Genomic DNA, 14,031 nt, shown 5'->3' on the forward strand with positions numbered 1-14,031 from the left:
TATAGCAAGATTTGCGCAAAATTCAGGCAAATCCCGAGACTCAGTTTTTCTGCGCAAACGGTTTCGTAACCCGTGCCATTTCTCTATAATACCGCCCGTTTTCCCTGTTGCGCCCCATGAAGCGTCGCCCGGCGCTTCGAAGACGAGAGATCTTTAATGATGGAAATTCTGCGTGGTTCGCCCGCTCTGTCGGCATTTCGTGTAAACAAACTGCTGACCCGCTTTCAGGACGCTCATCTGCCGGTGAGTGATATTTACGCCGAGTACGTCCATTTCGCCGATGTCAGCGCACCGCTCAGCGCGGAACAGCAAGCCCGCCTGCAGCGTCTGCTGAAATACGGTCCTTCTCTCGCCGAACATGCGCCACAAGGGCGTCTGTTGCTGGTGACGCCGCGTCCCGGCACCATTTCTCCCTGGTCATCGAAAGCCACCGATATCGCCCACAACTGCGGCCTGCCACAGGTATTGCGCCTGGAGCGCGGTCTGGCCTTCTATGTACAGGCACCGCAGCTGACTGACGCGCAGTGGCAGCAGCTGGCCAGCCTGCTGCACGACCGCATGATGGAAACCGTGTTCACGGAGCTCAGCGCGGCAGAACAGCTGTTCGCGCATCATGAGCCGCAGCCGCTGAAAAGCGTAGACGTGCTGGGCGGAGGGCGCGAGGCGCTGGAACAGGCTAACCGCACGCTCGGCCTGGCGCTGGCCGATGACGAAATTGATTACCTGCTCGATGCCTTTACCAGACTGGGCCGCAATCCGAACGACATCGAGCTCTATATGTTCGCTCAGGCGAACTCCGAGCACTGTCGTCACAAGATTTTTAACGCCGACTGGATTATCGACGGCGAAAAACAGCCGAAGTCGCTGTTTAAAATGATTAAAAACACCTTTGAGCAGCATCCGGAACACGTCCTGTCGGCATATAAAGACAATGCCGCGGTGATGGAAGGCTCTGAGGTCGGGCGTTTCTACGCGGATGCGCAGCAGGGCGAATACGAGTTTCATCAGGAAGCCGCGCATATCCTGATGAAGGTGGAAACCCACAATCACCCGACGGCCATTTCGCCATGGCCAGGTGCCGCCACCGGTTCCGGCGGGGAAATCCGTGACGAAGGTGCCACCGGACGTGGCGCGAAGCCGAAAGCGGGTCTGGTCGGCTTCTCGGTTTCCAACCTGCGTATTCCCGGCTTTGAACAGCCGTGGGAAGAGGATTTCGGCAAGCCGGATCGCATTGTTACCGCGCTGGATATCATGACCGAAGGCCCGTTAGGCGGCGCCGCGTTTAACAACGAATTTGGTCGCCCGGCGCTGAACGGCTATTTCCGTACTTATGAAGAGCAGGTCAACAGCCACAACGGCGTTGAACTGCGCGGCTATCACAAGCCGATCATGCTGGCCGGCGGCATTGGTAACATCCGCGCCGATCACGTGCAGAAGGGTGAGATCGTGGTTGGCGCGAAGCTGATCGTGCTGGGCGGTCCGGCGATGAATATCGGCCTTGGCGGCGGCGCGGCGTCCTCGATGGCGTCCGGCCAGTCGGATGCCGATCTCGACTTCGCCTCGGTGCAGCGTGACAACCCGGAGATGGAGCGTCGCTGTCAGGAAGTGATTGACCGCTGCTGGCAGCTGGGCGAAGCCAACCCGATTCTGTTTATTCACGACGTCGGTGCCGGTGGCCTGTCTAACGCCATGCCGGAGCTGGTGAGCGACGGTGGCCGCGGCGGCAACTTCAACCTGCGCGACATCCTTAGCGATGAGCCAGGCATGAGCCCGCTGGAAGTGTGGTGTAACGAGTCGCAGGAGCGTTATGTGCTGGCGGTTGCGCCGGACAAACTGGCGCTGTTCGATGAGCTGTGCCAGCGCGAACGTGCGCCGTACGCGGTGATTGGTGAAGCGACCGAAGAGCAGCACCTGAACCTTGCCGACAGCCATTTCGATAACAAACCGATCGACATGCCGCTCGACGTGCTGCTGGGTAAAACGCCAAAAATGACGCGCGACGTGGCCAGCCAGCAGGCGAAAGGTGACGCGCTGGTGCGGGACGGCATTACCATTGCCGATGCGGTAAACCGCGTGCTGCATCTGCCAACCGTGGCGGAAAAAACCTTCCTGGTGACCATCGGTGACCGCAGCGTAACCGGCATGGTGGCGCGCGATCAGATGGTCGGGCCGTGGCAGATCCCGGTGGCGAACTGCGCCGTGACCACCGCCAGCCTTGACAGCTACCACGGTGAAGCGTTTGCCATGGGCGAACGTGCGCCGGTAGCGCTGCTTGATTTCGCTGCGTCCGGCCGCCTGGCGGTGGGCGAAGCGCTGACCAACCTGGCCGCGACCGCGATCGGTTCACTGAAGCGCGTGAAGCTGTCGGCAAACTGGATGGCTGCAGCCGGTCACCCGGGCGAAGACGCTGGCCTGTACGCCGCGGTAAAAGCGGTGGGCGAAGAGCTGTGCCCGGCGCTGGGGATCACCATTCCGGTGGGTAAAGACTCCATGTCGATGAAAACCCGCTGGCAGCAGGGCACTGAACAGCGCGAAATGACTTCGCCGCTGTCGCTGGTCATTACGGCTTTTGCACGTGTTGAAGATGTGCGTCGCACCGTAACGCCACAGCTGCAGCCGGAAGGCGACAACCTGCTGCTGCTGGTGGATCTCGGCAACGGCGCCAACACCCTCGGCGCTACGGCGCTGTCGCAGGTGTATCGCCAGCTGGGCGACAAACCGGCCGACGTGCGCGATGCCGCGCAGCTGGCTGGCTTCTTCAATGCAATTCAGACGCTGGTCAGCGAGCAGAAACTGCTGGCTTACCACGACCGCTCGGATGGCGGTCTGCTGGTCACGCTGGCTGAGATGGCCTTCACCGGCCACTGCGGTATTGAGGCGGATATCGCCGCGCTGGGCAGCGATGCGCTGGCAGCACTGTTTACGGAAGAGCTGGGCGCCGTACTGCAGATTAACGCTGCCGACCGCGCGGCTGTGGAAAAAGTATTTGCCGATCACGGTCTGAGCAGCAATGTTCACGTCATCGGTAAAGCGCTGCCGGGCGACCGTTTTGTTATCCGCTCCGGCGACAGCGCGGTGTACAGCGAAAGCCGTACCACCCTGCGTACCTGGTGGGCTGAAACCACCTGGCAGATGCAGCGCCTGCGCGATAACCCGGCCTGTGCCGATCAGGAACATGAAGCGAAGAAAGACGATAACGATCCTGGCCTGAACGTGCAGCTGACCTTCCGTCCGGAAGAGGATGTGGCGGCACCGATGATCGCCACCGGCGCGCGTCCGCGCGTTGCCGTGCTGCGCGAGCAGGGCGTGAACTCGCACGTTGAGATGGCCGCTGCCTTCCACCGCGCAGGCTTCACCGCGGTTGATGTGCACATGAGCGATCTGCTGGCGGGCCGTCGTGGTCTTGAGGAATTCCACGCGCTGGTCGCCTGTGGCGGCTTCTCCTACGGCGACGTGCTGGGTGCGGGCGAAGGCTGGGCGAAATCGATTCTGTTCAACAGCCGCGTGCGTGACGAGTTTGAAAACTTCTTCCATCGTCCGCAGACGCTGGCGCTGGGCGTGTGTAACGGCTGCCAGATGATGTCGAATCTGCGTGAACTGATTCCGGGCAGCGAGCTGTGGCCACGCTTTGTGCGTAACCAGTCCGAGCGCTTTGAAGCTCGCTTCAGCCTGGTGGAAGTGGCCGCCAGCCCGTCACTGCTGCTGGACGGCATGGTCGGTTCACGCATGCCGATTGCCGTCTCGCACGGTGAAGGTTTTGTTGAAGTACGTGACGGTGCGCATCTGGCTGAGCTGGAAGCGAAAGGGCTGGTAGCGCTGCGCTTCGTCGATAACTTCGGCAAGGTCACCGAGACCTATCCGGCAAACCCGAACGGCTCACCGAACGGCATCACCGCCGTGACTAACGAAAGCGGGCGCGTCACCATTATGATGCCGCATCCGGAGCGCGTGTTCCGCACCGTCAGCAATTCGTGGCATCCGGCGGAGTGGGGCGAAGACAGCCCGTGGATGCGCATTTTCCGCAACGCACGCAAGCAGCTGGGTTAAACCTGAATCCTGTCTTTTACCGGTGCCCATTCACGGGCACCGTGCCAAGGCCGCTCAACGCGGCCTTTTTTATTTTTTGTCGCGTGGGCACTGCTGTCGATCCGCTGTGATTCCCTGACATCTGTGGCATGTCGGAAAATGACGACAATCCCATGACTGAGTTGTCGCTAAAAGGTGACATTTAAATCGTTGTTTTTTATGGGTGCGAAGTTAGCGCGTTAAAGCCGTTGCTAATCGGCGACACTTTTTCCAGACCAGCCGGTCCGAAAGCGTCGTTGATTCCCTCTCTGAGCTGGCAGTATGCTGATTAACAAGGTTATTTATTTTCTGGCACGATAGTTGCTATACTCATTACGTTGCTCATTCTCCTGTCTATGATTGCCCCGCACTGCGGTTGAGCTCATAAAATTTCGAATGACGCACCAAACGGAGCCTGCCGTCCACCCAACCGATAATCGCTTGCTTTGCAACGTTATCAAGCACCGGACGCAACGTTGAGTTAGGCTCCACCTATTTTGCAGGCGATGCTGCGGCGTCGCTCTCACGGCAGGCCAAAAGGCCTGCCGTTTTCGTTTTCAGCCTTTCTAACCTTGCCGGACTTCGCTAGCATGCCTGCAACTCACCTCAAAGGAAGCGCGGTTGTGAAGAGATGGCGTCTGTTTCCCCGATCCCTGCGGCAACTGGTTTTAATGGCCTTTCTGCTGGTGCTGCTGCCGCTGCTGGTGCTGGCATGGCAGGCGTGGGAAAGCCTGTCAGCATTGAGTAATCAGGCGGCGGACACTAACCGCAACACCTTCACCGACGTGCGTCGCAGTGAGGCGATGGCGCGTACGGCGCTGGAGCTGGAGCGTAGCTATCGCCAGTATTGCGTGCTGGGCGATGCCAGTCTGGCACGCCTGTATCAAACGCAGTGGAGCCGCTACGGCCAGATGCTCAGCAGCCATGCCGCCAGCCTGCCCGATTTGCCAACGTTCAAAATATTGCAGAGCGCACTGCCGCAGCTGGAAAAGCTGCAGTGTGATAACGGCAATCTGCTGGCACCGGCGGCGAGCGCGCTGGAAGCATTCTCCGCCGCCAACACCCGCATGGTGCAGGCCACACGTGAAGTGGTGTTTTCACGCGGCCTGCAGCTACAGCGCGAAATTGCCGATCGCGGCCAGTTTTTTGGCTGGCAGGCGCTGATACTGTTTTTGATCAGTCTGGTGCTGGTACTGCTGTTCACCGGCATGATTATCGGCCCGGTTAAGCGCGTCGAACGCATGATTAACCGGCTGGGTGAGGGCAAAACGCTGGGCAATAGCGTCAGTTTTCGCGGGCCACGCGAAATTCGCTCGCTGGGACAGCGCATTGTCTGGCTCAGCGAACGTCTTAGCTGGCTGGAGGCACAGCGGCATGAGTTTCTGCGCCACCTGTCGCACGAACTCAAAACACCGCTGGCCAGCCTGCGCGAAGGCACCGAACTGCTGGCCGACCAGGTTGCCGGCCCGCTCAATGCGGAGCAGCAGGAAGTTGTCGCCATTCTCGACACCAGCAGCCGTCATCTGCAGCGACTGATTGAACAGCTGCTCGACTACAATCGCCGGCTGGCGGACAGCCCAATGCGGCTGGAACCGGTGGCTATCGACGCTATCATTGATAGCGTCGTCAGGGTGCACTCACTGCCCGCCAGCGCGCGCCAGATGCACACGCATATCGATCTGCAGGCCCGCTATTGTCTGGCGGAACCGACGCTGTTGCAGCGGGTGATTGATAACCTCTACTCGAACGCCGTGAACTACGGTAGCGAATCCGGTAACATCTGGCTGCAGAGCCAGCAGAAGGGCAACCAGGTGTGGATTGAGGTGGCCAACACCGGCACGCCGATTCCGGCTGAAGAGCAGGCGATGATCTTTGAGCCCTTTTATCAGGGGAGCCAGCAGCGCAAAGGGCCGGTGAAAGGCAGCGGGCTGGGATTAAGCATCGCCAAAGATTGCCTGCGCAGGATGCAGGGTGATTTGCAGTTGGTCACGCGCACGGACGCGGACGTCTGTTTTCGTATCATTTTGACTACCAGCGCCGGGAATGCCTGATTAATGAAACTCACATCCAGCCGATTTCTCGTCGGCGCACTGATCGCCATCGGCCTGAGCGCCTGTCAGGCGCCACCCCAGAGCAGTATGCCGCGCGGTGCGGTGAACCTGCCGGAGCCGGACGTGCGCCTGGCGGATTATCTGGCCACCGATTGCCAGAATGTCTGGCAGATTGAAGCACCGGCGGCCATGAGCAATCCACTTTACTGGCAGCGCGCTATCGACTGCGGTGAGCGGCTGTCGGCGGCCGAAGCGCGGGCGGAAGCGCGGCGCTGGCCGGTACAGAACTGGGCGCGCGCCTTTAAGCAGGGCATCCTGCTGGCGAACGGCAACGTGACGCCGGTGGAGCGCCGTCAGTACGTTGATACGCTCGACAGCTACAGCGCGGATTATCCGGCGGCGGTGCGTCCGCTGCTGCAGCTGTGGCGCAGTAACCAGGCCGCGCAGCTGGAGCTGAGCGAGGCGCGCGGCCGCTACGCCGCGCTGCAGCAAAGCAATGACGCCGAACTGGATCGCCTGCGTCAGCAGCAAACGCAACTGCGGCAAACGCTGGACGATACCCAGCGTAAATTGCAGCGACTGACTGACATCGAGCGTCAGCTGTCATCGCGCAAAGCGCCGGACAGCGGCGACAGCACACACGGTGCCAGCGATGCCCAAAGCGAGGAGCAGTAACCATGAAACAGGCCGCACGCTTACTGCTGGTGGATGACGATCCGGGCTTACTCAAGCTGCTCGGTATGCGTCTCAGCAGTGAAGGTTATCAGGTAGCGACCGCGGCCAGCGGGCCGGAAGCCCTGCGTCATCTGCAGAAAGAGAAAGTCGATTTGGTGATCAGCGATCTGCGCATGGATGAAATGGATGGCCTGGCGCTGTTTGCTGAAATCCAGAAGCGCCATACCGGACTGCCGGTCATCATCCTGACCGCGCACGGCTCGATTCCGGACGCGGTAGCCGCCACGCAGCAGGGCGTGTTCAGCTTTCTGACCAAACCGGTCGACCGCGATGCGCTATACAAAGCGATTGACGAAGCACTGGCGCAGCGCGCGCCGGTCAGCGATGACGGCTGGCGCGAAGCGATCGTCACGCGTAATCCGCTGATGCTGCGGCTGCTGGAGCAGGCGCACATGGTGGCGCAATCTGACGTCAGTATATTAATTAACGGCCAGAGCGGCACCGGTAAAGAGGTGCTGGCGCAGGCGATTCATGCTGCCAGTCCGCGCGCCGGTAAACCTTTCATTGCCATCAACTGCGGCGCGCTGCCGGAACAGCTGCTGGAGTCTGAGCTGTTTGGCCACGCCAAAGGCGCCTTCACCGGTGCCGTAAGTGCGCGCGAAGGGCTGTTTCAGGCGGCGGAAGGCGGCACGCTGTTTCTCGATGAGATTGGCGACATGCCGCAGGCGCTGCAGGTGAAGCTTCTCCGCGTGCTGCAGGAGCGCAAAGTGCGCCCACTGGGCAGCAACCGCGATCTCGACATCAACGTGCGCATCATCTCTGCCACGCACCGCGATCTGCCGAAGGCGATGGAGAAGAAAAGCTTCCGCGAAGATCTCTACTATCGTCTCAACGTGGTGAATCTCAGGATCCCGGCACTGCACGAACGCGCCGAAGACATCCCGTTGCTGGCCAACCATCTGCTGCGCCAGTCGGCCGATCGCCACAAACCGTTTGTGCGCAGCTTCTCGGTCGATGCGATGAAACGGCTGGTGAGTGCCAGCTGGCCGGGAAATGTGCGCCAGCTGGTTAACGTGATTGAGCAGTGCGTGGCGCTTACTACGTCGCCGGTGATTGGTGACGCGCTGGTAGAGCAGGCGCTGGCTGGCGAGAACACGGCGCTACCGACCTTTGTCGAAGCACGCAACCAGTTTGAGCTTAACTATCTGCGCAAACTGCTGCAGATGACCAAAGGTAATGTTACGCATGCGGCGCGTCTGGCTGGACGCAACCGTACCGAGTTTTATAAGCTGCTGTCGCGCCACGAACTGGACGCCAGCGAATTTAAAGAGTAGCTTGCTGCGGCAGCGTCAGGAACACTTATACTCATAGTTACCCGTCCATCATGGAGGGAGCGAAAAAAGGATCTGTGATGAAAAAGATCGATGCAATTATCAAACCATTCAAACTCGATGATGTGCGTGAAGCCTTAGCAGAAGTGGGCATCACCGGGATGACGGTCAGCGAAGTGAAAGGCTTCGGACGTCAGAAAGGCCACACCGAGCTGTATCGCGGTGCCGAATACATGGTCGATTTTCTGCCAAAAGTGAAAATCGAGATGGTGGTGGGCGATGATATCGTCGATACCTGCGTAGAAACCATCATGAAAACCGCGCAGACCGGTAAAATCGGCGACGGCAAAATTTTTGTCTTTGACGTGGCGCGCGTCGTGCGTATTCGTACCGGCGAGGAAGACGAAGAGGCCATCTGAGCCCTTCGCTCCTCACCAGACACAAAGCCTGCCGCGTGCAGGCTTTTTCATTTACAGCACTTTGTGCGGACCGAACACTTCGTAGTGAATGCGGTCGGCGCTGATGCCGGCGTCGGTCAGCTGGCGCGCAACAAACTGCATGAATGCCAGCGGGCCGCAAATCCAGAACTGACCCTCGGGCTGGGTCAGTGCGGTTGAGACGGTGGCTAAATCCATCAGACCCTGCGCGTCGTAACGTCCCGCGTCGTCAGCTTGCGGCTGGCGATACCAGACGTGGCGGCTAAAGCGCGGCAGTTGCGCACCCAGCGCCGCGACCTCATCAGCAAACGCGTGCTGCGCGCCGTTTTCGGCGGCGTGCAGCCAGCATACTGCGGCCGGATGCTGCTGCTCCGCCAGGCTGGCCAGCATGGCTAACAGCGGCGTTTGCCCGACGCCGGCTGAGATCAGCGTCACCGGCGTCTGCGCTGCTGCCTGCAGGAAGAAATCCCCGGCCGGCGCGGCGCACTGCACGATATCGCCAACCTTCGCATGCTGATGCAGCCAGCCGGAGACGCTGCCCTGCGCTTCGTGCTTCACTGCAATGCGATAGGCTTTGCCATCCGGCAGATGCGTCAGCGAATACTGGCGGTGCTGAATGTAGTCGCTGTCCGCCGGGCGCAGACTGAGGGTCAGATACTGGCCGGGCAGGAAGTCCGCCACCGGCTCTCCATCATTCGGCACCAGCTCAATGCTTTTGATCACCGAGCTCTGCGCGGTAATCGCACGGATACGAAAATCGCGCGCGCCGCGCCAGCCGCCGACCTTTTCTTCCGACGCACGGTAAATCGCTGCTTCACGCTGGATAAACACCTCAGCCAGCACGCCATAGGCTTTGCCCCACGCCGCCAGTACTTCATCGCCTGGATTGAGCAGCTCTTTAATCGTCGCCAGCAGGTTTTCCCCGACAATCGCGTACTGCGCCGGCTGAATATTCAGGCTGGCATGCTTCTGCGCAATTTTCTCCACCGCCGGCAGCAGCGCCTCAAGATTTTCCAGGTTGCTGCCGTACGCACAGATCGCGTTAAACAGCGCTTCACGCTGATTGCCGCTGCGCTGGTTGTTCATGTTAAACACGTTCTTCAGCTCGGGATGCTGCGTCAGCATCCGCTGATAAAAGTGACCGGTCAGCTGCGGGCCGAGTTGAGCAATCGCGGGCAGGGTAGATTTCACGGTGGCGATGGTTTGTGCGTCAAGCATGGGCTGATCCTCAGAGTAATTTTAAACATGTATTTTAAATGCATGTTATGCCTGTTGCCGCGCACTGTAAATCCCCCGTTTTGTCTGGGGTGACGAGTGCCAATCTGCTGGCGGGCGCGCAAAGCTGAAAAATTTTCCCGCTGCTGATGAACAAATATCCGGTTTTCTTCCCCGGCTAAAAAGCGTAAAAATCCCGTGCCAGCGCCTTGCCAATCGTTTGCGTAAAAAGAGGGGATTGGCGCTACCGTCCCCTGGCAAAACCGTTTACACTGTTGGCCTTCGCCCCTTAGCCGGGGCTTAAACTGCCGTTAAAAAGTTGCTGAGTCAGGAGATGCGGATGTTAAAGCGTGATATGAACATTGCCGATTATGATGCCGAGTTGTGGCAGGCTATGGAGCAGGAGAAGGTGCGTCAGGAAGAGCACATTGAACTGATTGCTTCGGAAAACTACACCAGCCCACGCGTTATGCAGGCGCAAGGTTCACAGCTCACCAACAAATATGCCGAAGGCTATCCGGGCAAACGCTACTACGGCGGATGTGAATATGTGGATATTGTTGAGCAGCTGGCGATCGATCGCGCCAAAGCGCTGTTCGGCGCGGATTACGCTAACGTGCAGCCGCACTCCGGCTCCCAGGCTAACTTCGCGGTGTACACCGCGCTGCTGCAGCCGGGCGACACCATTCTGGGCATGAACCTGGCACACGGTGGTCACCTGACCCACGGTTCGCCGGTCAACCTGTCCGGTAAGCTGTACAACGTTATCCCTTACGGCATCGATGAAACCGGCAAAATCAATTACGAAGAGCTGGCCGAACTGGCGCAGACCCACAAGCCAAAAATGATCGTGGGCGGCTTCTCTGCTTACTCTGGCGTGTGCGACTGGGCCAAAATGCGTGAAATCGCCGACAGCATCGGCGCCTGGCTGTTTGTTGATATGGCCCACGTTGCCGGTCTGATCGCTGCTGATGTGTATCCGAACCCGGTACCGCACGCGCACATCGTGACCTCGACCACGCACAAAACGCTGGCCGGCCCGCGCGGTGGCCTGATCCTGGCGAAAAACGGCGACGAAGAGCTGTACAAGAAACTGAACTCCGCGGTGTTCCCGGGTGGTCAGGGCGGCCCGCTGATGCACGTTATCGCCGGTAAAGCCGTCGCGTTCAAAGAAGCCATGGAGCCGGAGTTCAAGGCTTATCAGCAGCAGGTCGCGAAGAACGCCAAAGCGATGGTGGAAGTGCTGCTGGAGCGCGGTTACAACATCGTCTCAGGCGGTACTTACAACCACCTGTTCCTGATCGATCTGGTGAGCAAAGGTCTGACCGGTAAAGAGGCGGATGCCGCTCTGGGCCGCGCTAACATCACCGTGAACAAAAACAGCGTACCTAACGATCCGAAGAGCCCGTTTGTGACCTCCGGTGTGCGTATCGGTACGCCAGCAGTAACCCGTCGCGGCTTCAAAGAAGCGGAAGTGCGCGAACTGGCGGGCTGGATCGCTGACGTTCTCGACAACATCAACGACGAAGCCACTATCGAGCGCACCAAACAGAAAGTGCTGGATATCTGTGCCCGTCTGCCGGTTTATGCCTGATAAGCGCCAAACCCGCAGTGTGAAGAAGGATGGCGCAAGCCATCCTTTTTTTATTCCCTTTCGCAGGCGGCTTTGAGAAAGTAACGGCCATTCCGCGCACGGCGGAGCGTCAACAGGAGGAAACATGACCATCGGATCGGCCAGGTGGCTGGGACTGAGCTACTTCACCTACTTTTTCTGCTATGGCATCTATCTGCCGTTCTGGAGCGTGTGGCTGAAGGGCAACGGGCTGGATGCGGAAAAAATTGGCCTGCTGCTCGGCTGTGGCATGGTGGCGCGCTTTGCCGGCAGCCTGTTGATTGCTTCGCAGGTGAAAAATCCAGCGCAGCTGATTGTTGCGCTGCGCCTGCTGGCGCTGGCGACCTGTCTGTTCGCGCTCGGTTTCTGGCTGGGCGGTCAGTGGCTATGGCTGCTGCTGGTGATGATTGGTTTTAACCTGTTCTTCTCGCCGCTGGTGCCGCTGAGTGATGCGCTGGCGGCCACCTGGACACAGCAAATCGGGCTGGCCTATGGTCCGGTACGGCTGTGGGGCTCGCTGGCGTTTGTTATCAGCTCGGCGCTTACCGGTATGCTGGTCAGCGCCTGGTCATCGCAGGTGATTCTGCTGCTGTTGAGCGCAGGCGCGCTGGCGATGCTGTCCGGCATGCTGCTGCCACCACAAACCCGACCGCAGGGTGAGCTACGCCAGGGCGCGAGCGGTGGCTGGGCGGCGTGGCGCGACCTGCTGCGCGAGAACAGTGTCTGGCGTTTCATGCTGTGCGTAACGCTGATGCAGGGCGCGCACGCTGCTTATTACAGCTTCAGCGCCATCTGGTGGCAGGAAGCGGGCTACTCCGCGTCGGTCGTGGGCTACCTGTGGTCGCTGGGTGTGGTGGCCGAAATCGTGATTTTTGCCCTGAGTAACCGGCTGTTTCGCCGCTGGAGCGCGCGCGATCTGCTACTGCTGTCCGGCGTGTGCGCGCTGGTGCGCTGGACGCTGCTGGGTGCCAGCACAGCGCTACCGCTGTTGATTGTGGCGCAGATTCTGCACTGCGGCAGCTTTACCGTCTGCCATCTGGCGGCGATGCGCTTTATTGCCGCACGCAAAGGCGCAGAGGTGATTCGTCTGCAGTCGCTCTATTCGGCGCTGGCAATGGGCGGCGGCATCGCGGTGATGACGATGGTGTGCGGCGTGCTGTTTACCCACCTGCACGGCCAGCTGTTCTGGGTAATGGCGCTGGTGGCGCTGCCGGCGCTGTTCCTGCGGCCACGCGCGGCTTAAGACTCCAGCAGCTGACGAATGCGCTGCTGCTGGTGATCGCTCAGCGGCAGCTCAGCGTGGATCAGCGGCGGCGAATAGAGCGGCAGGGCGGTGGCGTAGGGCGTCACCACCAGCGCCACATCGCGCGGTGCGCCTTCACGCTGAAAGTGCAGCATATCCTGATAGGTAATATTGATCGGCAACAGCATCATTTCCCGCAGCTGCTGCTCCAGCAGCTGTTCCAGCGCCGCGTCAGCGCCGGTCAGTAACAGCACCTGTTTCTCCTGTAGCGCGCTCTCCTGCATCAGCCAGCCACCAAACTGCACCGCCACCAGGCTCACTTCTTCTGCGCTAAACTGCGTGCCGAAATCGCTGCTGAAGTGCTGCAGCGCGCGCGCCGTGGTGCGCAGCAGGCGCGGATAGAGACGCGCTACGTCCAGCGCCACGCTGTTATCAATGCCGATGGCAAAGTGGCTACGATCCAGCGCCTGCGCCAGGTGAGTATAGAGCTGCAGCTTAAGCTGCTGCTGATTTTTGATGCGCGTCTGCGCCAGTTGCTCAAAGCGGGCAATCAGCGCTTCCACCGCAGCCATCAGCTTGTGTGCCTGACTGTCCGCCAGCTGGCTGCCGTCTGGCGCGTGAATCAGGCTGAACAGCAGCGTCCAGAAATCGGTTTCGCTGACGTCCGGTGCCAGATGGCAACGTTTTTGCCAGTGATGGATCACGTCATCCGCTGCGCTGCGTTCAATCTTCGCCGCCAGCCAGGCGCGCTGGCGCTCGCTGAACAGCGCCGTCTGACGCTGACACAGCGCATATTTCATGAAGATTTGCAGAAACAGCCGGTCGCGAGGCGTGAAATCGCGCGCCAGCCGCAGGCTGCAATGCTGGATCAGCGCCTGCAGATTGGTTTCATCCCATAGCGCTTTCTCAATTTTCAGCACCTTCAGCCGCTGGCGCAGTGCCGGCGCAAAATGCGTGCAGACGAAATCCTGCGACAGGCGCAGCGCGCGGCGCAGCCAGTGCAGCAGGCACAGACGCCGGTCCAGTTCCGTGCCATGAATGCGAAAGCTGCCATCCACCATCTGGTGTAATTCCAGCTGGTGAAAGCGCTGTATCTCATCTCCGACATCCGCGATATCCTGTCGGGCGACAACAGGGTCCACGCCATTCAACTGGCAGAGCTTTTCAAGCGTTAACGCGGGAGCAGGCAGAAACAGCAGCAACAGCAGATGGCAACGACGCTGGGCGCGGCTGAAGAGGGGAGCAGTAGAATGCGCTGAACTCATCAATCGTGTTATCCGCAGGTCATTTTTCAGCTAAGAATAGCCAACTCCACGCGCTGACCCTGGCCTTTGTCATGACTTTTGTTCAGAGCTTCAGGGCGGGTCACAGTTTTTTCTGGCCCGGTATCCTTCTGACTTTA

Annotated in this window: 9 protein-coding genes; 7 read left to right on the plus strand and 2 right to left on the minus strand. The window is 59.7% G+C overall.

Annotation, left to right across the window (positions count from 1 at the left end; genetic code table 11):
- Positions 1 to 156: 156 nt before the first annotated feature.
- From purL to glnB, 5 genes are all read left to right on the plus strand, one after another.
- Entirely contained in the window at positions 157 to 4,047 is a 3,891-nt protein-coding gene (gene purL, locus FT726_RS01760; protein ID WP_346302345.1) for a phosphoribosylformylglycinamidine synthase, read from the plus strand.
- A gap of 641 nt (positions 4,048 to 4,688) precedes the next feature.
- Positions 4,689 to 6,116: a HAMP domain-containing sensor histidine kinase gene (locus FT726_RS01765; RefSeq protein ID WP_125309208.1), complete on the plus strand. Its 1,428-nt coding sequence runs from the start codon at positions 4,689 to 4,691 to the stop codon at positions 6,114 to 6,116.
- A gap of 3 nt (positions 6,117 to 6,119) precedes the next feature.
- Entirely contained in the window at positions 6,120 to 6,791 is a 672-nt protein-coding gene (gene qseG / locus FT726_RS01770; RefSeq protein ID WP_058781722.1) for a two-component system QseEF-associated lipoprotein QseG, read from the plus strand.
- A gap of 2 nt (positions 6,792 to 6,793) precedes the next feature.
- Positions 6,794 to 8,125 (plus strand): two-component system response regulator GlrR, encoded by a 1,332-nt coding sequence (gene glrR, locus FT726_RS01775; protein ID WP_058758284.1) that lies wholly within the window; start codon positions 6,794 to 6,796, stop codon positions 8,123 to 8,125.
- 77 nt (positions 8,126 to 8,202) lie between these two features.
- On the plus strand, positions 8,203 to 8,541 hold the full coding sequence (gene glnB / locus FT726_RS01780; protein ID WP_007886217.1) for a nitrogen regulatory protein P-II: 339 nt from the start codon (positions 8,203 to 8,205) through the stop codon (positions 8,539 to 8,541).
- Between the two features lie 51 nt (positions 8,542 to 8,592).
- On the opposite strand, the gene hmpA is transcribed toward glnB, so the two are convergent.
- Complete coding sequence (gene hmpA, locus FT726_RS01785; RefSeq protein WP_152390559.1) at positions 8,593 to 9,777, minus strand: NO-inducible flavohemoprotein; 1,185 nt, start codon at positions 9,775 to 9,777, stop codon at positions 8,593 to 8,595.
- Positions 9,778 to 10,114: 337 nt separating this feature from the next.
- Here hmpA and glyA point away from each other — a divergent pair, with 337 nt between their 5' ends.
- Entirely contained in the window at positions 10,115 to 11,368 is a 1,254-nt protein-coding gene (glyA, locus tag FT726_RS01790) for a serine hydroxymethyltransferase (RefSeq protein ID WP_021506540.1), read from the plus strand.
- Positions 11,369 to 11,492: 124 nt separating this feature from the next.
- A complete protein-coding gene (locus tag FT726_RS01795; protein ID WP_346302346.1) occupies positions 11,493 to 12,629 on the plus strand; it encodes a 3-phenylpropionate MFS transporter in 1,137 nt (378 codons plus the stop codon).
- On the opposite strand, the gene csiE is transcribed toward FT726_RS01795, so the two are convergent.
- Complete coding sequence (gene csiE, locus FT726_RS01800) at positions 12,626 to 13,894, minus strand: stationary phase inducible protein CsiE (protein WP_058770857.1); 1,269 nt, start codon at positions 13,892 to 13,894, stop codon at positions 12,626 to 12,628. The genes FT726_RS01795 and csiE overlap by 4 nt on opposite strands.
- Between the last annotated feature and the right edge of the window lie 137 nt (positions 13,895 to 14,031).

This window comes from Pantoea sp. Morm (assembly GCF_016643525.1).
Lineage (GTDB): Bacteria > Pseudomonadota > Gammaproteobacteria > Enterobacterales > Enterobacteriaceae > Pantoea > Pantoea dispersa.